Origin of the sequence: Pseudomonas auratipiscis, assembly GCF_036324085.1 — a bacterium.
In the GTDB taxonomy this organism is placed as follows: domain Bacteria; phylum Pseudomonadota; class Gammaproteobacteria; order Pseudomonadales; family Pseudomonadaceae; genus Aquipseudomonas; species Aquipseudomonas auratipiscis.
In genome coordinates this window covers 40,833-63,890 of record NZ_JAZDCU010000017.1, presented here as the reverse complement: position 1 = coordinate 63,890, position 23,058 = coordinate 40,833, and the positions used below count along the sequence as shown (strand labels likewise).

Genomic DNA, 23,058 nt, shown 5'->3' with positions numbered 1-23,058 from the left:
CGCCTATTTCCAGATGACCGGGATGTAACGATGGAGCTATTCCTCAAAACCTCGCTGTCTTTTCCCGTGGTAGTGCTCAGCTTCCTGCTGTGTTTTGCAATCCTCTACTGGATTGTCGCGGCCCTTGGAATTCTTGAGGTCGACCTGCTGGATATCGAGGCAGATTCAAGCCTGGAGGGAGGCTCACTACAACCGGAAGGATTAGCAGGCTTGCTGCTGAAGCTTGGGCTGAACGGGGTGCCGGTAACGTTGGTGCTCACACTCCTGTTTTTTGTGGCATGGGCTGCCTGTTATTTCGTGGAGCTATTGCTGCTGCGTCACATTCCGCTCGGGGTTTTTCGCTATCCACTTGGCGTCGCTCTTGCGGCCGCTGCGCTGATGTTAGCTGCGCCGCCGGTAAGCCTGGTCATACGTCCGTTACGGCCTTTGTTTCGCAAGCTTGAAACAACCGACACCCAATCGCTTCTAGGGCAGACCGCCGTTGTGCGAAGTGGAAAGGTTACACCGGTGTTTGGCGAAGCAATTTTGGAAGACGGCGGCGCTGGTTTGATTTTGAGAGTACGGGCAGAGGAGGCACAAGGATTCAAACGCGGTGACCACGTCGTGATTCTTGAGTACCTGGAAAACGAACACGCCTACAGAGTGGTTTGCCTGGAAGAGTTCAACGGCCCGTGAGCCAGGCGCGGCGAATATATGTGACACCTACAAAATAAGGTGCAGGGCAGCTTTCTGACCCGCAATTTTCAAGGAGATAGTCTCTAGTGAACCTAGCAATGGTGATGCCTTTCCTGGTCGGGGTTGGCGTATTTTTTCTTGTGGTTTTTGGTTTCTTTGTTCTGTTCAAAGCGTTCTATATCAAGGTTCCGCAGGGTACGGCGCTGATCGTCAACGACATGTCTACGATACCCAAAGTGCACTTCACCGGGGCCCTGGTCTATCCAGTGATCTACAAGAAAGAGTTCATGAAGATCTCATTGATCACTCTGGAAATTGATCGCCGAAGCAAGGACGGTTTGATTTGCCGCGATAACTTGCGTGCTGACATTACCGTCGCGTTCTACCTGCGCGTTAACGAAACGACAACTGACGTCCTCAAGGTTGCCAAGGCCATTGGCGCTGAGCGTGCATCCGACCGTGCGGCGGTCAACGAGCTGTTCAACGCCAAGTTCTCCGAGGCGCTAAAAACAGCCGGCAAGCAGTTTGATTTTGTCCAGTTGTTCGAGGAACGCCAGAATTTCCGTGATCGTATCCTCGAAGTGATCGGTGACGACCTGAACGGCTACGTTCTCGAGGACGTTGCAATCGACTACCTGGAGCAGACGCCGAAGAGCTCGCTCGATCCGAGCAACATTCTCGACGCCGAGGGTATCCGCAAGATCACTGAACTGACCGCGGCTCAGAACGTCATCACCAATGAATTCGAACGCAATGAAGAGCTTGCGATCAAGAAGAAAAACGTCGAGACCCGTGAAGCGACCTTGGCGCTGGAGCGCCAACAGGCTGATGCAGAGGCCCGCCAACAGCGGGAGGTCGAAACTATCCGCGCCCGCGAGGAAGCTGAAACCCTCAAGGTCAAGGAAGAAGAGCGCTTGAAGTTCGAGCAGGCGCGAATCAATACCCAGCAGGCGTTGGACATCAGTGCCGAGAATCATCAGCGGGAAGTGGAGGTTGCTCAGCAGAACCGTGAGCGAGCGGTGGTGATTGAAGTTGAGAAGGTGACGCGCGCCAAGGATCTGGAAGTTGTTTCTCGTCAGCGAGAAGTGGAGTTGCAACGCATTGATGCCGAGAAAGCGCTCGAAGAGAAACGCAAGGAAATCGCCAATGTGACCCGGGATCGCGTTGCGGTGGAAAAGACTGTGGCCCAGGAAGAGGAGCGCATCAAGGAGGTGCGGGTAGTTTCCGAAGCAGAGCGAGACAAACAGGTCGTTGTGCTGCAGGCCCAGGCTGAAGCAGAGCAAGACCTCGTGCGCCAGGTTAAACAAGCGGAAGCCGATGAAACCCGCTCCAAGCACAAGGCCGTCGAAATCAACACACTGGCTCAAGCCGAGTTGGAATCAGCGTCCAAACAGGCGCAAGCCAAGAAGAAGCTGGCCGAAGGCATCGAAGCCGAACGCGCCGCGCCTGGGCTGGCCGATGCGCGTGTGCGTGAAGTCACCGCTGCTGCCATGGAGAAAGAGGGCATGGCCGAGGCTCGCGTACACGCTGAACAATTGATAGCCGATGCCAAAGGTGAGCAAGAGAAGGGCTTGGCCCAGGCGCGTGTTACCGAGGCACAAGCAGCAGCCAAGGAGAAAGACGGTCTGGCTGAGGCCAAAGTGCTTGAGGAAAAACTGGGTGCTCAGGCCCGCGGTGAAGAGCAACTTGGTCTGGCCAAGGCCAAGGCGACCAAGGAACAAGGCGCGGCCGAAGCATCGAATCTGTTAGAGCGATTGAATGCCGAGGCCGAAGGCTTGGGCAAGAAGTTCGGTGCACTCGACTCGCTTAGCGACAGCGCTCGCCAGCATGAAGAGTTCCGCATGCAGTTGGAGAAGGACTTCGACGAAGCCATTGCTACGATTGCTGCCAACAAGGATATCGCCAAAGACCAGGCCCAAGTGCTGGCTGCCGCGATGTCGAAAGCGAAGATCGAAATCGTTGGCGGTGAGGGCGACTTCTTCAACTCCTTCGCCAAGTCCCTGTCAGTGGGTAAGGCTATCGAGGGTGTTGTTGGCAAGAGCCCGGTTATGCAAGACATCCTGGCGCGCGTGTTGAGCGGTAAGAGTACTGCGTCTGTGGCCGCTGTGGAAAAAGCCGAAAGCGAAAGCTGATCAGCGTCGCCGGCTTTCTTTTTGAACGCCAGCAAGCCGCAAGAATCGCCCCTGCTAGCAGGGGCTTTCTCACTGTATGAATACCGCAGACTTGGGACATTCAGAATGTCGGACGCTCATAACACATCGCTGGAAAACGTAGTGGACAAAGCAGTCGCCGAGGGCGGTGCCTACGAGGTTCTGCATAAACGGCTTCGCCAACATGGTCAGCGCCTGCAGCAATTGACCGAGGCCCTTAATGGCCAGCGTCTGGCTGAGTTCGGCAATACTCAGATGAACGCCATTGGCAGGGTGCGCATCCGTACCGAAAACAATTGCATCGCCCGCGACATCGTCCAGGTTGGGGAGTGCCTGTTGTTCGGCTACAACGTGTTCATCGGTTTAAAACGCGAAACCAATGTCGCCGACGTGTTCTCCCTCTACCGTCTGGTGGCAGCTGAAGAAGGCTATGAAGCTCAACCGGTGCCGCTGGAGGGCAGCTTCCTCGCCCAAACCAGTTTCGTCGCCGACTTCAATGAACTGTATACCTATTACAAGAACACGCGCTTGCTGCAACTGGCCATCCGTGACGGCAGGTTGTTGGCTAGTTTCCAGATCGGTGAGCGGATCAGCGACATCCGTGTGTTCCGCTGGTCGATCTCCAGTGACGGCAACAACCTCCGTTACATCGACAACCGCGGTGAGCGTGATATCGCGCTGCCGGCGCCGTTTGATTTCGAATGGCAGAAGACTTCCCGCGAGGGGGTTGTCATGGGGCGCCATCCGCATATGAACATTCTCGACACGGTGTTCGTCGAAACCCTCGGCGGCGACCTGACCATCAAAGTCGAGAACAACACCGAGGACGGCCAGGGTATCTACCGCGAAGCGGTGGTGGACAAGACCCAGTCGCTGGACGATGCGCAAATCGAGTATGTCCGTCTTGGCAGCCTGATTCTGCTCAAGGTGTTGCCGTACCGCGAGGAGCAGTGGCGCTACCTGGTATTCAACAGCCTGAGCCGGCAGGTCGAGCGCATCGACGCCATCGGTCTTGCCTGCGTGCAGCTGCCGGAAGATCACGGCATCATCTTTCCCGGCGGTTACTACCTGCAGAGCGGCGAATACAAGACCTTTGAACAGCCCATGGACGGCATGCGCTTCAAGCGTTCGGTAAGCTCGCCTAACGGGGAAGACGTGCAGTACATCTTCTACCACCCGGAGGAAGGTCGTTCGGCGCTGTTCACCTACAACATGATCAACCGCCAGTTGCACCATCCTATCTTCGGCCACGGCTACGCACGCCTGGAAGACGGGCGCATGGTGATCTTTAGCGCCGAGGGCAGCGAGCCGACCCGCATCCACCCGATGCAGATCTGGCAGACCCCGTTCGAAAGCGAGGAGTATGCTGACCGCCAGCCGGCGCGCAGCGGTTTCTTCGGGCGTATCGGCAATGCTGAGCTGGTGCGCGGCGTGTCCGACCTACTCAATCTCAGTCGCGAGATCGACAGCCGCGATGTGTCAGTGGCGCGCTACACCCAGCTGTGCCAGAACACCCGGCGCCTGTTCGATATCTATCATTGGTTGGGCGACACCCAGTGCGCCGAGTTGGCGCCGCTGCTGCGTGAGGTGGCTGCGACCTCCGAGCGAGTGCTCGACGAGTTCGAAAAGGTCGAAAGCATTCGCCAACAGTCCACTCGGGCCATGGCCGAGGCGCAGTCGCGACAGAAAAATCTGCTGTCCGGCTTGCTGCCCGACAGCTGGGATGAGGTGCAGCATTTCGTCGACGCGCTCAATGCCATTACCTCACAGCGCGGACAATTGCTGACCATCCGCGATTATCGCTATATCGACGTCGCAAGCATTGATGCCATGGAAGCCGATTTGCTCCAGGCACAGGAGCGTGTGGCCAGCGCCACCTCGGCCTTTCTGGCCAGCGAAGTGGCGCTGCAGCCTTACCTGCTGCGCCTGGCAGAATTGGATGCTTGGGCCCAGAAGGCTGAGACCGTTACCGAACTGAACGAGCCGTTGGCTCAGATGCAGGACATCGCCGCAAACCTGGATATGCTGTCCAGTCTGATGGCGTCGCTGAAGATCGATGACGCCACCCAGCGCACCCACATCGTCGAATCGATTTCCGAGGTTTACGCACGCCTCAACCAAGCCAAGGCACGCGCCGAGCAACGGCGCAAGGGCTTGGGTTCGGCCGAGACGGTCGCGCAGTTCGGCGCCCAGTTCAAGCTGTTCGGCCAAGGCATCACCAACGCGCTGGCACAGGCGTCGGATCCGGAGCGCTGCGACGAACAATTGTCGCGCCTGCTGGTGCAATTGGAAGAGCTGGAAAGTCAGTTCGGTGATGAGGAACAGTTTCTCGGCGATATACTCAGTAAGCGCGAAGAATTGCTGGAAACCTTTGAGACGCACAAGCAGAGGCTGCTTGACGAGCGCCAGCGTCGCGCCCAAGGGGTGCTCGACGCTGCCCTGCGTATTCTCGACAGCCTGGGCCGGCGCACCGCGCGCCTCCCCGAGATGCAATCATTGAACGCCTTCTTTGCCGCCGACCCGCTTATCCTGAAGTTGCGCGAGATGGCTGAGCGCCTGCGCGAGCTCAAGGACAGCGTCAAGGCCGACGACGTCGAAGCGCGTCTGAAGGCTGCCCGCGATCAGGCGGTGCGGTCCCTGCGCGACAAGAGCGAGTTGTTCGAAGAGGGCGGCAATGTCATCAAGCTGGGCCCGCGCCACCGCTTCAGCGTCAATACCCAAGAGCTCGACCTGACGTTGCTGCCGCGCGCCGATGGACTGTACCTGCACCTGACCGGAACCGACTTCCTCGAACCGCTGCGCGATGAAGCCATGGAAAGCTTGCGTGACTACTGGCAAGTGTCGCTGGAGTCGGAGTCGGAGTCGCCGTCGCTGTACCGCGCCGAGTATCTGGCAGGGCTGGCTCTGGACGCTGCCCTTGGTGGGCGCGAAGGACTTAGTCTCGATCTGCTCAAGACGCATTTGGCGCAGCCGGATGCCCTGACCCGGTTGATCCGTGATTTCGCCGCGCCGCGTTACAAGGATGCCTACGAGAAAGGCATCCACGACCACGACGCGGCGCTGATTCTTACCCAACTGCTGGCGCTGCGCGAGAGCGCCGGCCTGCTGCGATACACACCCGCGGCGAGAGGCTTTGCCGCGTTGTTCTGGAACCGCTGTGGCGAGGGCATCGAGGCCGAGCTGTGGCCAGAACGTGCCCGCAGCAGCCTGCAGCTGCGCGAGCTGTTTGCCAGCAGCGATGGCGTGCTGCGGCTACAGGAAGAAATCGGTGCAGCGATGCTGAGCTTCCTTGGCCAGCATTCGCTGCCGATAGGCCTGGCACAGCGCCAGGCTGCGGCGGCCTACCTGGTTGAGGAACTGGCGGCCAAGTCGATCGAGTTCACGTTCAGCAAATACGCCCGACAATTGCTCGACTGTCTGCAACTGCGCCTGCAGGCCAACCATATGTGGGACGACTATCGCGAGGCGCTGGACAACTTGCGTGGCCGCACGCTGCAACGCTGGGCGCTGGTGCAGTCCTGGCTCGAGGGTCTTTGCGCCAAGGACGAGACGCTCACCGGGCTGGCCGAGTATATTCCCGAAGCCGTTGCCATCAGCCTGCTGGACGATAAATTCCCGCATCGCTTCACCGAGGTCGATCTGCGTTTGGGCGTTGGCGGTTTGCTCGGTGAGCATCCGTGCGTGCAAAGCGGGGTGCTGGTGCTGGCTATCGATGATTACTTCACTCGCCTGCAACAGCACCGCAACGAATTCGTGCCGCAACTGCAGCGCTATCAGGCGCTGCGCCAGGAAGTGATCAACCGCGAGCGTCAGGCCCTGCGCCTGGCCGAGTTCAAGCCGCGGCCGTTGTCGTCGTTCGTACGCAACAAACTGATCAATGATGTGTATCTGGGTTATATCGGCGATAACCTGAGCAAGCAGATGGGCACCGCTGGCGAGAACAAACGCACTGATCTTATGGGGCTGCTGATGCTTATCTCGCCGCCCGGCTACGGCAAGACCACGCTGATGGAATACGTTGCTCATCGCCTGGGTCTGATATTCATGAAAATCAATGGCCCGGCGCTGGGACACGAGGTGCGTTCGGTGGATCCGGCGCAGGCACCCGACGCCACATCGCGCCAGGAGTTGGAAAAACTCAACCTGGCGCTGGAAATGGGCAACAACGTGATGCTTTACGTCGACGACATCCAGCACACCCACCCGGAGTTCCTGCAGAAATTCATCTCGCTGTGTGACGGAACACGGCGTATTGAGGGTGTGTGGAAAGACAGGACCAAGACCTACGACATGCGCGGCAAAAAGTTTTGCGTGGTGATGTCGGGCAACCCCTACACCGAATCCGGTGACGTGTTCAAAATTCCCGACATGCTTGCCAACCGTGCCGATATCTACAACCTCGGCGACACTTTGGGCGGAATGCAGGAATCCTTCGACTTAAGCTATATCGAGAACGCCCTGACCTCCAACCCCGTATTGGCACCACTGGCCACTCGCGACATGGCCGATGTCTATTGTCTTGTGGCCAAGGCTGAGGGAAAACCCTTCTCAGCGAGCGAGCTATCGCACCCCTACAGCGCCGCCGAGATCAACGAAATCAGTGCGACCCTACAGCGTCTGATGCAGGTTCGCGATGTGGTCGGTCGGGTCAACCAGCAGTACATCGTCAGCGCTGCGCAGGCCGATAGCTACCGCTGCGAGCCGGCGTTCAAGCTGCAGGGCAGCTATCGCAATATGAACAAGATGGCGGAGAAAATCAGCTCAGCCATGAACGACGCCGAACTGTTGCAACTGATCGCTGATCACTACCAGGGCGAATCGCAACTGCTCACCACGGGTGCTGAGGAAAACCTGCTTAAGCTTGCCGAGCTGCGCGGCAACCAGACGCCCGAGCAGGCTGAGCGCTGGGCACAGATCAAGCGCGACTTCATGCGCAACAAGGCCATGGCTGGCAGTGGCAGCGACGTGGGTGGCCGGGTGGTTGCGCAGCTCAATGACCTGGTCGAGAGCGTACGTGGTTTGGTGGCCGTTAAACAGAAGTCGAAAATTTGAACGCCTCGGATAACGCGCTGCCAACCCTATATCAATCCCAGGGAGAAGCAGCCATGGCAGATGTCGTTATCTATTTCTGGATATTCGTTGCAGCAATCATCGTGCTCGTCGATCTGTGGGCGATCATCAGTGTTTTCCGTAGTGATAAGTCAGATGGCGTTAAAGTCCTGTGGTTTCTAGGCATCGTTATTTTCCCCGTTCTGGGGCTGATTGTCTGGGCGCTGTTCGGCCCTCGCGGAATCAAACCCGGCACGGGGCCGAGTTCACCCGAGCACAGTAAAGGCTGACGTCGTAAAGGTTACCCCGCTATCAACAATAAGCCCGCTTACGCGGGCTTATCGAGAAAGACAGTTCAGGCCCCGACAGCAATCCCAGACATGGACTTCTTGAGCTCAGCTTTCATCGCTTCCATCTGCATTCCGATTTCATCGAGTTTTGCCTTGCCGAGTATCTTCTTGGCTTTAGGAAACATTTCTTTCTCCTCTTCTTCGATGTGATGCTCGAGGAGTTCCTTGACGACCTTCACGCGCCCGGCAAATTCGGGTGTGCCCGGATCAGTCTGCTGCAGGTCCGGCAGCACCAATGAGTCGACAGTACGGTGCTCCTCCTTGGCTTCAAAGTACATGACATCTTCTTCTCTGCTCCCGGCGGCTTTGAAAGCGGGATACAAGATTTGCTCTTCCAGCTGGGTATGGATCGCGACTTCCATTTCCAGCTTGGAAAGCAAGTCAGTGCGCTTTTTGATACCGCGCTCGGTTGATTCACTCAGCGCTTCAAGAATCGACTTCACACGTTTGTGGTCTTCTTTCAACAACTCGATGGCGTTCATCATCGTCTCCTCGGGATTCGATTCGCATCAACGAAGGTGCCGATGCCGATTAAACAACCCTGAGACCCACGCAGCATTTGTGCCTACCGTTTGATAATAATTAATCCTGAAAAATCAATTGCTTGGATTAGTGTAGTGGCGACTTGCTTCGTGCAAGCTGCCCGATACGCTTTTTCCATATTGCAAACAGCAAGGTCCGTTCGCCCTCGAAGACAGAGCCCACATCATTGCAAGGGTAAGCGATGGACCTCGAAGCCGGGGTCTGTTGCAGCTTTGGGCCTAAGTGCCTTGCGCAGCGCCTGGGACAAGAATGACCTTGCGACATTCATCTTCTTTTTTATCGAATATTTTGTAGCCTTGGGCTGCCTCTTCCAACGCCAACCGATGGGTGACTATCAGTTCAGGTTGCAAGCGGCCAGCTTCAATGTGCTCCAGTAACGTCGGCAGATATTTCTGCACATGGGTCTGGCCCATCTTGAACGTCAGACCCTTGTCGAAGGCATCGCCGAACATGAAGGCATGAATGAACCCCGCGTAGACGCCTGGCACGCTGACCACACCGCCGCGGCGAACGGCGGCGATACTCTGGCGTAGAGCTTTGCCGCTGCTGCCTTCGATCTTAAGGGCTGCGAGGACGGTTTCGGTTGTACTGCCTTTGGCTTCGAAGCCAACTGCGTCGATCACCGCGTCGACGCCGCGCATTCCCGGCGTCTGGCGAATGATGGTATCGGCGGGATCGTCATCTTGTTCAAAGTTGATCGCAATGACGCCATAAGTGTCGCGGGCATAGGCCAACCGGTAATCGTTGTCATCGACCATGAAAATCGTCTGTGCGCCAAGCATCTTTGCGCATGCGGCACTGAGCAGGCCAACGGGGCCGGCACCATAGATGGCAAGTGAGGAGCCTTGGCCAATATCGGCGTTGAGTACCGCCTGCCAAGCGGTCGGAAGGATGTCCGAGAGAAACAACACTTTATCGTCGGTCAGGGCTGCGGGTACCTTGAATGGTCCGACATTGGCTTTCGGAACCCTTACTAATTCAGCCTGGCCGCCAGGAATACCCCCGTACAGATGGCTGTAGCCGAACAACGCCGCACCTGGCGGGATACTTTTCTTATTGATGATCGAGCCGCGTCCTGTATTGGTGGTTTCACAGGCGGCAAACAGCTCATGTTGACAAAAAAAGCAGCTGCCGCAGGCGATGACGAAAGGAATAACCACCCGATCACCGCGGTGCAATTCGGTCACGGCACTGCCAGTGTCCTCCACTATTCCCATGAACTCATGGCCGAAGATGTCGCCATGTTCGGTAGACGGGATCTTGCCTCGATACAGGTGCAGGTCCGATCCACAGATTGCGGTAGCGGTCACTCGAAGGATGATGTCGTCTGGCTCTTGGATCGCGGGGTCGGCAACGGTTTCCACCCTGACATCGTGTGCACCGTGGTAGGTCAATGCTCGCATGGGCTGTACTCCTCAAAATGGATTTTTGGGCATCTTTAGAGAGGAAGCCGAGCTGCCTGGCAAAGTTCAAACGAATGTTCAGCTTGAGGGCGCACACAGGGCTTGGCACAAGGCAATGAGGAAGTCGGATCAAGCGTTTTCAATACAGGGGGGCGCTTGTCATTCGAGATCAGTGCTGTATAGAATGCGATAAATTCGCAAATGCACTGTTATATCAAGTAGGGATTTCTCGTGTCTTCACAGCCTGTCTCACCGTCAGCGCAGGCTGATATCCACACGCTTTACCTCGATCATCACGCTTGGTTGGTTGGCTGGTTACGCACGCGGCTTCGTCAGGGAGATAACGCTGCCGATCTGGCTCAAGACACCTTTGTGAACATATTGGGCAAACCTGAACGGCTACAGGATTTGCGCCAGCCTAGGGCGTGGTTAAGTACTGTTGCACGGGCTTTGATGATCGACCGTGCTCGTCGCCAGCGCGTTGAACGGGCCTACCTCAACGCTGTTGCCGGTTTACCTGATGCCGAAACCCCATCACCCGAGACTCAATTTATCCTGCTGGAAACCCTCACCAGGATCGATGCATTGCTCGACGGTTTGCCGCCTAAAGTGCGCTCCGCGTTTCTGCTTTCGCGACTGGAAGGGCTGGGCTACAAAGAGATAGCCATACATCTGGGGGTTAGTTTGAGATCGGTGGAAGGGTATATGGCAAAGGCCATCCGCCACTGCTACCTCGCGACGCTATGAGCGCAGATGGTCGTCCGGAGTTGCCTGACGAGGTTCTCGATCAGGCGATTGCCTGGAAGGTTCGGCTGCAGTCAGGCGACGCCGATGATCGCGTACGTCAGGGGTGCTTGCAGTGGCGACAGGCGCGGCCTGTTCATGAGGCCGCCTGGCAAGCCTTGCAAGCCAGTGAGTCCGCGTTTCATGGCCTTGCAACGCTCTCAGGTGCCAGCAGCCGTGTCGCTTTGGATACCCTTGAGCGTATGCAACGCGGACGCATTGGTCGCCGTCGGTTGCTGCAGGTCGTCGGCGGCGGTCTGGTAATGGGAGGCATGGGTTGGGAGGTGCATAGGGGAGCGCTTGCTCCCTGGAACTCGGATTACACCACTCAAGTCGGCGAGCGTCGCAGCTTTGTACTCGCTGACGGCACTCGGCTGCAGATCAATACTTCCAGTGCGGTCGATGTAGCCTTCAGTCAACACAAGCGCGTGTTCACGCTTCAGCGTGGCGAGATATTTATCGACACTGGTGCGGACGATGGTGCCCCTGGGGGGCGACGTGGCTTTTGGGTTCAGACCCCTCAGGCAAGTTTAGAGGCGCTCGGCACCGCGTTTGCCGTGCGCCAGGAGCAAGACCAGACCCGCCTTAGGGTTGAGGAACATGCGGTGGTCATCCATCACGCCGTGCAGCGGCAACGCGTTGAGGCGGGCGAGGAATATGTGATTACAGCCAACGGACTGAGCAAAGTGACGGCTACCGACATGGATGCCAGCGCCTGGACCAGGGGCCAGCTGGTCGCCAGCCGTATGCGCATGCGCGATTTGGTCGCCGAGTTTGCGCGCTATCAGCGTGGCTGGATCAGCTGTGACCGGCAGATCGCCAATGTCGAGGTGTCGGGAGTCTTCCAGCTTGATGACATCGATCGGGCGCTCAATGCCCTCGGCGACTCCCTGCCGGTTCGGATCGAGCGCTTCACCTCGCTGTGGAGGAGGGTGGTTGCACGTTAAGTGTGAGCTGAAAAATGCGGTATGGCATTGCGGGTTTTTCTGAGCTCTTCGGCAAATAAGAAAAACCACTCGCCAACCGAAAGGAGCTCGCGTTTCATGTCATCTGCTTCCTCCCAACCACCCCATTTGCCTCGAACCCGTCTTGCGCTCGCGCTGCGCGGGGTGCTGTTCACCAGCACCACAGCCATGACCCTGTTCATTCCGCCAGCCTATGCCGAGCAGGCCCAAGTACATCGCTACGATCTGCCGGCCGGTACGCTTGAACAGTCGCTCAACGCCTTTGCCCAGACTGCAGGGATAAATTTGCCGTTCAATCCCGGGATGGTCCAGGGCAAGCGCGCGCCTGCGCTGCGAGGTGAGTACGCAGTTGCGCAAGGTCTTGAGATTCTGCTCAATGGTTCTGGTCTTGCCGCTAGCCGTACTGCTGCTGGCAATTGGATGCTGTATCAGTTGATGGATGCCGGCGCTGCGCTGGAACTCGATAACACCATGATCAGCGGGCAGGGGATGGGCCAGGCAACCGAGAACTCGGGTTCATACACGACGGGTTTGGTCAGCGCCGGTTCGAAGACGCCGACAAGCTTGAAAAATACGCCGCAGAGTGTGTCGGTGGTCAGCCAACAGTTAATCGAAGATTTGCGCATGGTTGATCTGAGCGATGCCCTTAAGCGCGCGCCTGGCATCACGGTGAAAAATTCGAATTACCGATTGCCGCAGTTTTTATCGCGCGGTTTCCCCATCGACAACATTCAGATCGATGGCGCCTCGCCCATGGACATCGGTTCGGGTATCGGCACGTTCTACGCCAATAAAACCTACGATATGGCCGAGTTCGACCACATAGAGATTTTGCGTGGGGCATCTGGGCTGTTTGGTGGAACCGGCGATCCCGGTGGCATCATCAACGCTGTGCGAAAGCGCCCGTTGGATTACAACCAACTGAAAATAAACACCTCCGCCGGCTCCTGGGACAACTACCGCAGCGAAATCGATGTCACCGGTCCAATCGCTTTCGATGGTCGCCTGCGTGGGCGTGTGGTGACGGCTTACACCGACCGCCAGTACTTTTATGACAACCGCAGCACCGACAAGCCATTTATTTACGCGGTACTCGAAGCTGACCTTACCGATAGCGCCCGGGTGACCGTCGGCGGGCGTTATGAGCGGATCCATGAAAACGGTACCGGAGACGGTCTGCCACGCTACAGCACCGGCAAGGATCTCAAACTAGGGCGGAGCACGTGGTACACCCCGAACTGGGCGTACAGCGATAACGCTTCGCAGGAGTGGTTCGTCAAGTACGATCAGGACTTGGGCGAGACGTGGAAGCTTAACGTCAGTTTCACCAATACCTATGACAAGACCGAGGCCAAAAGCGCGTTTCTTTGGGGGGCGCCGGATCCAGAGACGATGCAAGGCGCCACGTGGGGTGGCAGCTTCATCAAGTCGTGGAGCGAGCAGTCGCTGTTCGATGCAAACGTTTCCGGCACGTTCTCGGCCTTCGGTCGTGAGCATGAGTTGTTGGTTGGTGCCGATGCGCAAAAGGTCACAAGTCGCTGGCGTGCGACCGGGGGCATGACCGATATCATTCCCATAGATGTCTACAATCCAAATGCCACGCCGCTGGGCCCCGATGCAATTGGCGATGACTTGACCCGTGACTACAGCCCGAACACCCGCAAGCAGTACGGGTTGTACTCGACGCTGCGCCTGCAGCTGACTGACCCGCTGCAACTAATCGTTGGTGCCCGCGCTCAGCGCTACAAATATGAGCAGAAGTACCAGACGGTAAACGCCAAAACTGGCGCGTGGGAGGCCCAACCTGGAATCGACTATCGCGAGCCCACCAAGATGGTACCGTTCGGCGGGCTGGTCTACGCCCTGGATGAGCAGTGGTCGGCATATGCAAGCTACTCGGAGATATTCAAACCCCAGGCTCAGCGTCGCGAGGGGCCTGTCACGTCCGGCAAGACAGTAGAACCCATGGTGGGTAAAACCTATGAAACGGGCTTGAAAGGTGAGTTGTTCAACAGTTCTCTGAACGTATCTGCAGCGCTGTTTTACACCCAGCGCGAGCACGAGGCGGTATTGGACCCAGCTCACACAGGGCAGTCGGTACTATACGGTGGCAGTTGCTGTTATTTGCCGCAAGGGGAGGTGGTCAGCAAGGGTGTCGACCTGGAGGCCAGCGGTGAACTGCTACCCGGTCTGATGGTAATGGGCGGCTATACCTACACCAATACACGAAACCGAGAGACCAGCAAGGCGTTCAGCAGTGTGACGCCTAAACATCTGGCCAAGCTCTGGGCGGTCTATACCTTGCCTGACAGGATGTCCCAGTGGAAAGTCGGGGGAGGTGTAACAGCGCAAAGCGCCAATTTTGTCAGTGGTGAATCCTACCGCCTGGACAGCAAGGGCAATCCCTACAGTACAACCCCATTCGACTTCAGCCAGGGCGGCTACGCCGTATGGGACACGATGGTGGAATACCAGTTGGATGAACACTGGACCGTCGCGCTCAATGGCAATAACCTGTTCGATCGCAAATACTTCGAGACCGTCAACACGGCGGAGTACGGTAACTACTATGGAGCGCCGCGCAACTACATGCTGACGTTGCGTGGCCAATTTTGAAGTTGCTGGTCGGGTGCAAGCCTGTTGTTTGCGTTAACAGCGCCTCACCCAATAGGCTGACTGCTCTGTGATTCGGTTGCCAAGGAAAAATATAGCTAACTTGAATATGGCGCTGTTATCAACGAACTATCATTTAGAAGCGCAATGATATTTCGTTATCCAGCAGTGTCTTACAATTAGAAAGGGCTTATATCATCCGAGCTATCCATTAGTTTTTGTTGGGGGTCGGAGGTGCCGCATGAAAAGCTTAAGGACGGCCGCCCACGGAGTGATATCGTCGTTTGTTGTCATTGTTTTACTGTCCGGTTGTGCACACAACCCGGATGTCCGTATTGGACATGACCAGATTTCTGGGAGCATCGCGAAAGGCCAGCCAGATTATTTAGGATGTGTTCAAAAGGAGCTTGGAGGCAGTTCAAGCACTTACGTGCAGAAGGGAGACAATACGCTCAAGCTGTTCGTTAATAGTACCGACCCAAACCAAGCCTCAGGCCTTGTTGAGGTTTATGGTGCAGGCAACCAACATCAGTACGCTGCTTATCAGCGAGATGCCTGGTATGACCATGGAAAGCTTCTAGATGCAGCCTACGTGTGCTCAAGAACATAAAGGGTGGTTGAAAAGGCACTACCAGCATACCGCGGTGAGCTGTTGAACTCTCAATGAAAGATAACCGGGCGCCGGGGTGGAGCGCGCTGCAGCAGCTTGGAGGCCCGGCCCTGCGCCGGGCCTTTCTGTAAACGATAAAAATGATCTGCGCCCCTCCACAGGCCGATTGTCCGGCTGCGCTCTGAATGCTGCATGTTGCCCTTGAACATCGCGACACGTTGGCTATCTTGGTATTTGTCACACGCTCAACAGACGGTTGCAGGAGGGCTGTATGAGAACACGCGGAGACATTTTCTGGTCTTGGGCAGACCCTACGCTTCACAGTCGAACCCATGATGAAACCCTTGATGACGGTACTTACATCGAGGTGCAGGTAAGGTTGTCGCGTACCGGTACTACGCAGATGTTTATTGGTGTGTATGCAGCTTCCGGCATGGCGTTGCATGAGGAGGCTTTTGATTCGCGCCCTGGCGAGTCGATGACCAGGGCCTTGGCCTGGGGAGTAGGTCGGGCCCGTCAGGTTGCCGCAGGTGGCGCTTCTACAGACGACAGAATAACCGGCTCGATGTAAGCCTGGATGGCGTTAGAAAGCCCGCTGAAGCGGGCTTCTCCCTGGGGTGTCCAAGCGTTCAGGGTGCAGCGGCGCGCAGTCTTATGCCGTTCATTTCCACTTGTTGACCAATGGCGAATTCTTCACGCGGTGAACGCACTGTTTTTACTTCGCCAGTACTGCTTCTCACCGTGTAGCTTCGTCCTTGCTGGCCGGTGGCAGACTGCACGCCCGACCCGACCAACAGCCCGACGCCAGCCCCCACCAACGCACCTATGGGGCCACCTGCCGCTCCTCCTACCAGCAATCCTGTGCCTGCTCCAAATCCTGCGCCAACTGTTGTGTCACCTTCCTGGGAAATCAAATCTGTGACACGCCATCATCAGACGGTTGTTCTGCGTCCTGCACGTTGCTGATCGAAACGGGTGCATTGGTGAACATAACGTTGTAGGTGCTCAGGTCGTTGTCGTTACGCTGCGATTCGATAGATAGTTTCTGACCTTTCCACAGAAGCACTTCGTTATCGAACATGGTGCCAGACCGGGTTTTGACCAAGTTGGTTTTACTGTGCGACGGTGGGCCGTAATCGGTACGCAGCATTTCGGCAACCAAGGCACTGCTATTGGAAGGGCCGGTAAAAACCAGTTTTTCGATTTTGCCGTTGGACAGCTGGGCAACAAGTTGATAACCGAGTAGCACGCGGCGGGAGTTCGCGCCCTGGATCAGGTACTGGTCGGGTGTATCGGTATTCACGCGGCATAACGTTTGCGTTGTTACCGGTGCGGTCGGGCATTCTTCCACGTCTTTCAGAAAGTCTCCCTGCAGATCTACGCCCATGAAGGAGGTAGGTTCCTGCGCCCAAGGGGAGAGCTGCACGGCATCGGCTGCCAGTGCACAGGAAGGAATGAGAATTCCTGACATCACGAGTTGGAGAGCGTTCATGAGATCGTCCTTGATGGAGCTATGCTCGATGCAAGCAGGGCGCTTAGAGGGAAAGTGAGTTTGATGGAAGTCATACGATGTTGAGTGTCATTGGCCGCATTCAAGTTGAAAACGGGTTATGTAAGAAAATTCGCGGCAATTAGGCCATAGATCGTGCAAATTTTCAGCATATTCGCGAATCTCCAATGCAACTGAATATCAGTTGCATTGGAGATAGCATTATACACATCCGTTCTTGGGCATCCCGCGAATTTTTGCCGCTGATCATCGGCATTTACGCGCCACTGGATGAGCGGCACCAGAGCGCGCCGCTTAGTGCTTTGGGTTAGGTTGGTAGCAGGTATGTCGGGCGGACAATCGGGATCGAGCTGTCCTCCGCATTTAGGCGAGCGCAATGGAGCATTGCTTCATCCTTGCCTTGATAACTGGGTTTTAGCCTGATTTTTTCCTGGTTGTCATAGATATCAAAACCACCAGGCACGGTCGTGGCGTAGAAACGGGTGCCAGCGCGGAAGGATTCCTGCTCTATCGGCACTGCCGGAACGATAACGAATCTTGATTGCATTTTTTATGCCTCCCCAGGCAGACATCTAACTATTAGCCATCCTTTTGAGTGGCTGCAACAAAGCTTCAAGCGAGGCGACCAGAGGTATGAAAGCGCTTTTGTCCTTCAGGTTTTTAGTCAACGGAGTGGGGGTGTTACCGTTGGTCTTAATGACACTAATTACGGTAATGCAAACTATTCTCAAGGCCGATGTCGTCGTGTAATCTCCCCGGCGCTTGGACGGCAACCCAGTTTTGTTGCCCTTATCAGTGCTACGTGGGGATGGAGATGGATGACAAAAAAGGGGCTGTTGCGATTCTGCAATGGCGTGCTCGTTTCCTGGGGGAGGGTGTTCTTCAGGAAGCGGCCTACGACCAGGCATTGATGGCTGCCGAGCGCCTGGAGCGGTCGGGATCGGTGAGCGCCAGTGAGTGGCTGGACATGGTTCGCCAGGCCAATGCAGCGTTGCTGCGCCACTAATAAGCGCAGCAGTGGATGAGCAAGTGGCCTGCCACTTGTCGCCGAATTGGTCGGTATTGCCGACGGCCTCAACCCTTACATTGCCAGCATTCCCAATCAACACGGAGTGTTCGAGCAATGACCAGTGATCACAATACGATAATTGTAAGAGCGGTTAACCCTGACGATTACGAACAGTGGCTAGGGGTGTGGCTGGCGTATCAGGATTTCTACGAGGTGGCCTTCGAGGACGCGGTTACGGAACGTACCTTCAATCGCTTTCTCGACCCTGACGAGCCAATGGTCTCGGCGGTGGCTGTGAGGGCGGGTGAGGTTGTCGGGCTGGTGAACGCAGTACTGCACCGTTCGACGTGGTCGTCGGCAGATTTCTGTTACCTGGAAGACTTGTATGTTCTGCCTTCAGTTCGTGGAGGGGGCGTTGGCAAGGCGTTGATCGAGTGGGTGCAGGCTTTTGCCCGTCAACAGCAGTGTGGGCGGCTGTACTGGCATACCCACCATAGCAACAAGCAGGCTCAGAAGTTATACGACTGGGTTGCACAGAATGCCGGCTCACTCGAATACCGGATGACGCTGTAACTCAAGTCATTACCCACGTTATTAATGACAAGAGCGCAGCCAGCAGCGTGCCCAGTACTGCGCAGTATTCAATCTTGGAGTGCTGCGCGTGCAGGCGCACGTCCTCCAAGTACTGGGCTTGGGAGGGAGCATAGGGATTGTGTCGCAGGTCTTCGGCAAGATGCTGAAGTCGAGAATCGATAATGGCGCCGACGGCATAGTAGGTTGCCGCGTGACTGATGATAAGAATCAGCAGGTATTTCATAGCGCCCCCCTGGCGTTGACGACTGCAAGGCCCTGGCTTATATAAGCATCCCTTTGTACCAAAAGCACAATTGCAGGAACTGATGATGCACGACGAGCTGGATATTCACGAACCTGAGCACGATCATTTGCTCGATCATGAGTTCTACGAAAGCGATCCTGAGCATCAGGATGAAGTTGATCCATTGTTTGACCCCCAGGACGACGAACCTGTCGACGTCCTGGATGAGGTTGATTGGGACGAAGGTGTCGATCCCCTGGACGATCTGTAGGTCAGGGGCGTCGCGCTAACGCCCGTCTACCGAGAATCTACCCGCGCCGGTCACCGCCAGCAGTAGCAAGCCTCCACAGATACTCAGGTTCTTGAAAAACTGCACGCTGTTTGCTGCTCGCTCCGGATCGACCATGTTCCAGAATGGATGGCCGATCAATGCGGTTCCCACCACGAACAAAGCGAATAGAAACGCCAATGGGCGAGTGAAAAAGCCCACGATCAGCACAATAGCGACGAAAAATTCCATGACCACCGCAACCGCTGCTGCGACGACGGGCATGGGCGCACCCAGGGAAGCCAGGTAATTCACCGTACCCTCGAAGCCTGTGAGTTTGCTCCAGCCAGACATGACGAACAGAATCATCAACAAGATACGTGCCAGCAAAATGATTACATCACGCTGGTTATCGAACAGGGTATAGCGCATGGCCGCCTTCCTTTGTGATAGGGCCATTTTACCTTAGCAGTTGGTTGCCGCCACTGCGTCAGTGGAGCGGTGGTGCAGATAGCAAAAAGGCGCCTTGCAGGCGCCTTTTCTCAAAAGATGGTGCGAGTGGCGGGACTCGAACCCGCAAGGCTCACGCCGGCAGATTTTAAGTCTGCTGTGTATACCAATTCCACCACACTCGCAAGTTTGACAGGGTCCGGAAACCGGGGCGTGCGCCCTGGAGAAAATGTATTTCCTCCACAATCAAGCGAGCTTTATAACTCATCGTTATATTTGCGTCAACTGCACGCAGGTGGCTGGTACGGCCTTTACAGGCGCATGGGCGACCAGTTGCCCATCCTTTGAATTCAATCTGTGTCTATCTTTTCAAGGAGAAATACCCTCCTGCTGGAATTGCGCGTAGTGTTGGCTGTCTATGCTTGAATACATCTGCAGTTTGCATGGGGTTGCTATGAGTTCTCCTGATCACTCGAATTTGCACACCATGCAGGCCAGTCTCTACGAACAACTGGTGCAGGCGGTGGTGGATTACGCCATCTATATGCTCGATCTTGAAGGTCGGGTTGTGTCGTGGAACGCAGGTGCCCAGCGGATCAAGGGCTGGGACGCGCAGGAAATTATCGGCAAGCATTTCTCGCTATTTTTTACCGAAGAAGATCGCGTCAATGGCAAGCCTGCTTTCCTGCTCGAGCGTGCCATTCGCACGGGTGTCGCCCAGGATGAGGGCTGGCGTGTGCGCAAAGATGGCACGCGTTTCTGGGCCCTGGCAGCGCTGGATGTGATTCGCTCCCCGGGGGGCGAAATCATCGGGCTGGCAAAGATTACCCGTGACATCACTGATCGGCGCGAGGCCGCCCTGCAACTTGATGCCATGCGCGCGCAGTTGTTTCAGGCACAGAAGCTTGAAGCCCTCGGCCTGTTGACCGGAGGCATGGCGCATGACTTCAACAATTTGCTGACCATCATCATCGGTTCGGCAAAACTGGCCCTGACCAGTCGCGACCCACAACGCAGCCAACGTTTACTGGAGCATATTCTCGATGCTGGCGAGCGTGGCACGCAGATGACTCAGCAATTGCTCAGCTTTGCCCGCTTTAAAGTGCTCAAGTCAGGCAAGGTGCAGGTGCCGGTTCTGATCGAGTCGATTTGCACGTTACTCGCCCATGCGTTGCCTGAAAATGTCGAGCTGCAAATACAGTTGGAGCCAGAGCTGCAGGACATCGAGGTCGACGGTGGACAACTGCAGATGGTTCTGCTCAATTTGATTCTCAACGCCCGTGATGCAGTAGAAAGCGATGGAGTGATTCGTTTGTTGGGGCGTAATTGCCAACTCGAGGGCGAGATCGAAAATCTGTATGGTGCGTTCGTGCAACTGGACGTCATTGACAATGGCAGGGGGATCTCCCCCAGCGTGTTGCCGCGGATCTTCGAGCCTTTTTTCACCACCAAGGCCTTCGGCAAGGGGACTGGGTTGGGGTTGAGCCAGGTCTACGGATTCGTTAAGCAGAGCAACGGTGCCGTGACCGTCGCCAGTGTGCCGCAAGAGGGCACATGCATGACCTTGTATCTACCGGTTTTTCAGCCAGTCATTGTTACGTCGAACTGAACAGTTACGCGTATCGTGGAACAACTCAAACGCCTCGCTAGTGGAATCGACGGGCTGGACGCACTGCTCAAGGGCGGGCTCATTGTTGGTGCTTCCTACATCATTCAAGGGGCTCCAGGTTCAGGAAAAACCATCCTGGCCAACCAACTGGCGTTCAATCATGTCGGTCAGGGGGGGCGAGTGCTCGTCGCGACATTGTTGAGCGAGTCCCACGAACGCCTGTTTCAATATCTCTCGACCTTGAGTTTTTTCGACCCCAGCCTGGTGGGCAAACAGATTCAGTTCGTCAGCGCCTTCGACACATTGGAAAGAGATGGGCTGGATCAAGTCGTCAAATTGCTGCGTGGTGAAATAAGCCGTCACCAAGCTACATTGTTGGTGGTGGATGGCTTGCTGACGGCAAGGTCTCGGGCTGAATCCTCCCTCGACACCAAGAAGTTCATTGCCGGCCTACAAGGCCACGCGGCCTTTGCCGGTTGCTCGGTGGTGTTTTTGACCAGTTCTCGGCTCGATGACGGCAGCCCGGAACATACCATGGTCGATGGCGTTATCGAGTTGGGCGAGACGTTGTTCAGCAGTCGCTCGGTGCGCCGTATTCAGGTACGCAAAACCCGTGGTAGCGGTGCATTGTCAGGGTTGCACGAGTGTGAAATCACCGCCGATGGCCTGCAGGTCTATCCGCGTCTGGAGTCGCTGTACAGCTACCCCAGCAGTATGGGCAGTGAAGAGCTGACCAGAGTCGGTAGCGGTATCAAAGTTCTCGATGAGCTTTTGGGCGGCGGCTTGCCAGGCAGTTCCATCACTCTGGTGATGGGGCCCTCGGGAATAGGCAAAACTTCCCTTGGGCTGAGTTTCCTGGCAGCGGCCACTACCGAGGAGCCGGGGCTGCATTTTGGTTTCTACGAAACGCCTGCGCGCCTGCGTTTGAAGGCCAGCGCCCTGGGGCACAATTTCGCTGCCATGGAGCAAGAGGGCGCGCTGCATATTGCGTGGCAGCCAACCACCGAGGGTATTCTCGATGATGTCGGCGCACGCCTGTTGCGTCTGGTTCGAGAGAAGAAAATCCGGCGGGTGTTGATCGACAGCCTCGGTGCCTTCACCCGTCTGGCCACCACTCCGGAACGCCTCAATGAGTTTTTCCGGGCGCTGGCTGGTGAGCTTCGCGCCCTGGATGTCAGCGTCGTCGCAACTTGGGAGATGCGAGATATATTTGGTTCGGAAATCAATGCCCCGGCGCCGGATCTGTCGAGTATTGTCGATAACCTCATGTTGATGCGATTTGTCGAATTCGATTCGCAGCTCAAGCGCTTGCTGTCGATTCTCAAGGTGCGCGACAGTGGCTATGACCCGGCACTGCTGGAGTTGACTTTCAGCAATCACGGCATCGATCTGAAAAAGACATTTACCCAGGCAATGGCAGTGTTATCCGGTACTCCCGTGCTGGCGGCGGGCAAATGAACCGTCAGGTTGCAGTATCATGAGCACGATTCTGGTCGTCGACGACGAGTATCTGATCGCCGATATTCTGGGCATGTTCCTGGAAGATGAGGGCTTTGAGGTGGTCAGGGCAGGTGACGGCGAACAAGCTCTGCAAGCGCTGGAGCGTACCCGTGTCGAGTTGGTGATCACCGACTACATGATGCCCAGGCTCAATGGCAAGGACCTGGCGATGAAAATTCGTGAGAACGAACAGCTGCGGCATTTGCCAATGATATTGATCAGTGGTGCCCAAGCTCACGAGGGGTGGGAAAGCCCTGATCTGTTTGCTGCCGTGTTCGAAAAGCCCTTCGATATCCCCAAGTTGATCGCTGCGGTAAATCAATTGCTTCGCCCACCCAAGTCGTCATAGAGCCATTGGGCCCGCCATCAAGGCTGACGTGATGAGGGTCAAGCGCATCCGTGCGGCTTGGGTCAGCGAGCATTACTCGTGGTGACTGTCTCCTTTTTCTGGCGCCGGGCTGCCGGCCTGAATGCGCTTGAAAATTTCTTCGCGGTGCACCTGAACATCTTTAGGCGCGTCGATGCCAATTCTCACTTGCATACCTTTAACGCCCAGAATGGTGACTTTGATGTCATCGTTGATGACGATGCTTTCGCCAACCTTACGGGTGAGTATCAGCATGTATATCTCCTTGGTAACGTAATTTGCTTTGCAGACTGAGCCCGCATAAGCCCGGGAATGCGCCGCGCGCGTTCCTCTTTTCCTTCATTAAAGACGCTTTCGGCGGATATTAATTCCCCCGAACACATATTC

At 56.2% G+C, this 23,058-nt stretch carries 21 protein-coding genes, 1 tRNA gene and 1 pseudogene; 15 read left to right on the top strand and 8 right to left on the bottom strand.

Annotated features, from left to right (window positions below):
* Positions 1 to 30 precede the first annotated feature (30 nt).
* The 4 genes and pseudogenes from V0R60_RS20910 to V0R60_RS20895 all read left to right on the top strand — a co-directional run bounded on the left by V0R60_RS20910 (position 31) and on the right by V0R60_RS20895 (position 8,164).
* Positions 31 to 675 carry a hypothetical protein gene (locus V0R60_RS20910; protein WP_330080625.1) on the top strand — a complete coding sequence of 215 codons (645 nt, stop codon included), beginning with the start codon at positions 31 to 33 and terminating at the stop codon, positions 673 to 675.
* A gap of 98 nt (positions 676 to 773) precedes the next feature.
* Complete coding sequence (locus V0R60_RS20905) at positions 774 to 2,807, top strand: flotillin family protein (protein ID WP_375547294.1); 2,034 nt, start codon at positions 774 to 776, stop codon at positions 2,805 to 2,807.
* A 105-nt stretch (positions 2,808 to 2,912) separates the two neighbouring features.
* Positions 2,913 to 7,862, top strand: a pseudogene (locus tag V0R60_RS20900) (DNA repair ATPase); the annotation flags it as partial.
* A gap of 68 nt (positions 7,863 to 7,930) precedes the next feature.
* The gene (locus tag V0R60_RS20895) at positions 7,931 to 8,164 is read left to right on the top strand and encodes a PLD nuclease N-terminal domain-containing protein (RefSeq protein WP_203542731.1); all 234 of its coding nucleotides are present in this window, start codon (positions 7,931 to 7,933) and stop codon (positions 8,162 to 8,164) included.
* 65 nt (positions 8,165 to 8,229) lie between these two features.
* Here V0R60_RS20895 and V0R60_RS20890 read toward each other — a convergent pair whose 3' ends face one another.
* Positions 8,230 to 8,706, bottom strand: coding sequence for a hemerythrin domain-containing protein (locus tag V0R60_RS20890; protein WP_330080623.1), 477 nt, complete (start codon positions 8,704 to 8,706; stop codon positions 8,230 to 8,232).
* Positions 8,707 to 8,985: 279 nt separating this feature from the next.
* Positions 8,986 to 10,170, bottom strand: coding sequence for a zinc-dependent alcohol dehydrogenase (locus V0R60_RS20885; RefSeq protein ID WP_330080622.1), 1,185 nt, complete (start codon positions 10,168 to 10,170; stop codon positions 8,986 to 8,988).
* A 231-nt stretch (positions 10,171 to 10,401) separates the two neighbouring features.
* Between V0R60_RS20885 and V0R60_RS20880 the strand changes: the two genes are divergently transcribed.
* The 5 genes from V0R60_RS20880 to V0R60_RS20860 all read left to right on the top strand — a co-directional run bounded on the left by V0R60_RS20880 (position 10,402) and on the right by V0R60_RS20860 (position 15,712).
* Positions 10,402 to 10,917, top strand: coding sequence for a sigma-70 family RNA polymerase sigma factor (locus tag V0R60_RS20880; RefSeq protein WP_330080621.1), 516 nt, complete (start codon positions 10,402 to 10,404; stop codon positions 10,915 to 10,917).
* Positions 10,914 to 11,900, top strand: coding sequence for a FecR family protein (locus V0R60_RS20875; RefSeq protein WP_330080620.1), 987 nt, complete (start codon positions 10,914 to 10,916; stop codon positions 11,898 to 11,900). The genes V0R60_RS20880 and V0R60_RS20875 overlap by 4 nt, the downstream gene beginning before the upstream one ends.
* Positions 11,901 to 11,996: 96 nt before the next feature.
* Positions 11,997 to 14,534 carry a TonB-dependent siderophore receptor gene (locus tag V0R60_RS20870; RefSeq protein WP_330080619.1) on the top strand — a complete coding sequence of 846 codons (2,538 nt, stop codon included), beginning with the start codon at positions 11,997 to 11,999 and terminating at the stop codon, positions 14,532 to 14,534.
* Positions 14,535 to 14,772: 238 nt separating this feature from the next.
* A complete protein-coding gene (locus V0R60_RS20865) occupies positions 14,773 to 15,141 on the top strand; it encodes a hypothetical protein (RefSeq protein WP_330080618.1) in 369 nt (122 codons plus the stop codon).
* 271 nt (positions 15,142 to 15,412) lie between these two features.
* Positions 15,413 to 15,712, top strand: a complete 300-nt coding sequence (locus V0R60_RS20860; RefSeq protein WP_330080617.1) for a hypothetical protein — start codon at positions 15,413 to 15,415, stop codon at positions 15,710 to 15,712.
* Positions 15,713 to 16,051: 339 nt separating this feature from the next.
* On the opposite strand, the gene V0R60_RS20855 is transcribed toward V0R60_RS20860, so the two are convergent.
* Positions 16,052 to 16,633, bottom strand: a complete 582-nt coding sequence (locus V0R60_RS20855; RefSeq protein WP_136476944.1) for a hypothetical protein — start codon at positions 16,631 to 16,633, stop codon at positions 16,052 to 16,054.
* A 325-nt stretch (positions 16,634 to 16,958) separates the two neighbouring features.
* Positions 16,959 to 17,198: a hypothetical protein gene (locus tag V0R60_RS20850; RefSeq protein WP_136476943.1), complete on the bottom strand. Its 240-nt coding sequence runs from the start codon at positions 17,196 to 17,198 to the stop codon at positions 16,959 to 16,961.
* Positions 17,199 to 17,465: 267 nt separating this feature from the next.
* On the opposite strand from V0R60_RS20850, the gene V0R60_RS20845 reads away from it, so the two are divergent.
* Both V0R60_RS20845 and V0R60_RS20840 read left to right on the top strand, forming a co-directional pair.
* Entirely contained in the window at positions 17,466 to 17,657 is a 192-nt protein-coding gene (locus V0R60_RS20845; protein ID WP_136476942.1) for a hypothetical protein, read from the top strand.
* A gap of 117 nt (positions 17,658 to 17,774) precedes the next feature.
* Positions 17,775 to 18,233 carry a GNAT family N-acetyltransferase gene (locus V0R60_RS20840; RefSeq protein WP_136476941.1) on the top strand — a complete coding sequence of 153 codons (459 nt, stop codon included), beginning with the start codon at positions 17,775 to 17,777 and terminating at the stop codon, positions 18,231 to 18,233.
* A 1-nt stretch (position 18,234) separates the two neighbouring features.
* Here V0R60_RS20840 and V0R60_RS20835 read toward each other — a convergent pair whose 3' ends face one another.
* A complete protein-coding gene (locus tag V0R60_RS20835; RefSeq protein WP_136476940.1) occupies positions 18,235 to 18,477 on the bottom strand; it encodes a hypothetical protein in 243 nt (80 codons plus the stop codon).
* An 85-nt stretch (positions 18,478 to 18,562) separates the two neighbouring features.
* Between V0R60_RS20835 and V0R60_RS20830 the strand changes: the two genes are divergently transcribed.
* Positions 18,563 to 18,748 carry a hypothetical protein gene (locus V0R60_RS20830; RefSeq protein ID WP_136476939.1) on the top strand — a complete coding sequence of 62 codons (186 nt, stop codon included), beginning with the start codon at positions 18,563 to 18,565 and terminating at the stop codon, positions 18,746 to 18,748.
* Between the two features lie 15 nt (positions 18,749 to 18,763).
* Here the strand turns inward: V0R60_RS20830 and V0R60_RS20825 are convergent, their stop codons facing one another.
* Together V0R60_RS20825 and V0R60_RS20820 are read right to left on the bottom strand one after the other, a co-directional pair.
* On the bottom strand, positions 18,764 to 19,177 hold the full coding sequence (locus V0R60_RS20825) for a DoxX family protein (RefSeq protein ID WP_136476938.1): 414 nt from the start codon (positions 19,175 to 19,177) through the stop codon (positions 18,764 to 18,766).
* A gap of 118 nt (positions 19,178 to 19,295) precedes the next feature.
* Positions 19,296 to 19,380 (bottom strand) — tRNA-Leu (locus V0R60_RS20820).
* 269 nt (positions 19,381 to 19,649) lie between these two features.
* Here V0R60_RS20820 and V0R60_RS20815 point away from each other — a divergent pair.
* The 3 genes from V0R60_RS20815 to V0R60_RS20805 are packed head-to-tail and all read left to right on the top strand — an operon-like array spanning position 19,650 to position 22,653.
* Positions 19,650 to 20,804 (top strand): two-component system sensor histidine kinase NtrB, encoded by a 1,155-nt coding sequence (locus V0R60_RS20815; protein ID WP_256658222.1) that lies wholly within the window; start codon positions 19,650 to 19,652, stop codon positions 20,802 to 20,804.
* A gap of 12 nt (positions 20,805 to 20,816) precedes the next feature.
* The gene (locus V0R60_RS20810) at positions 20,817 to 22,262 is read left to right on the top strand and encodes an ATPase domain-containing protein (protein ID WP_330080655.1); all 1,446 of its coding nucleotides are present in this window, start codon (positions 20,817 to 20,819) and stop codon (positions 22,260 to 22,262) included.
* 19 nt (positions 22,263 to 22,281) lie between these two features.
* Positions 22,282 to 22,653 (top strand): response regulator, encoded by a 372-nt coding sequence (locus V0R60_RS20805; RefSeq protein WP_136476936.1) that lies wholly within the window; start codon positions 22,282 to 22,284, stop codon positions 22,651 to 22,653.
* A 72-nt stretch (positions 22,654 to 22,725) separates the two neighbouring features.
* Here the strand turns inward: V0R60_RS20805 and csrA are convergent, their stop codons facing one another.
* On the bottom strand, positions 22,726 to 22,926 hold the full coding sequence (gene csrA, locus V0R60_RS20800; protein ID WP_136476935.1) for a carbon storage regulator CsrA: 201 nt from the start codon (positions 22,924 to 22,926) through the stop codon (positions 22,726 to 22,728).
* Positions 22,927 to 23,058 lie beyond the last annotated feature (132 nt).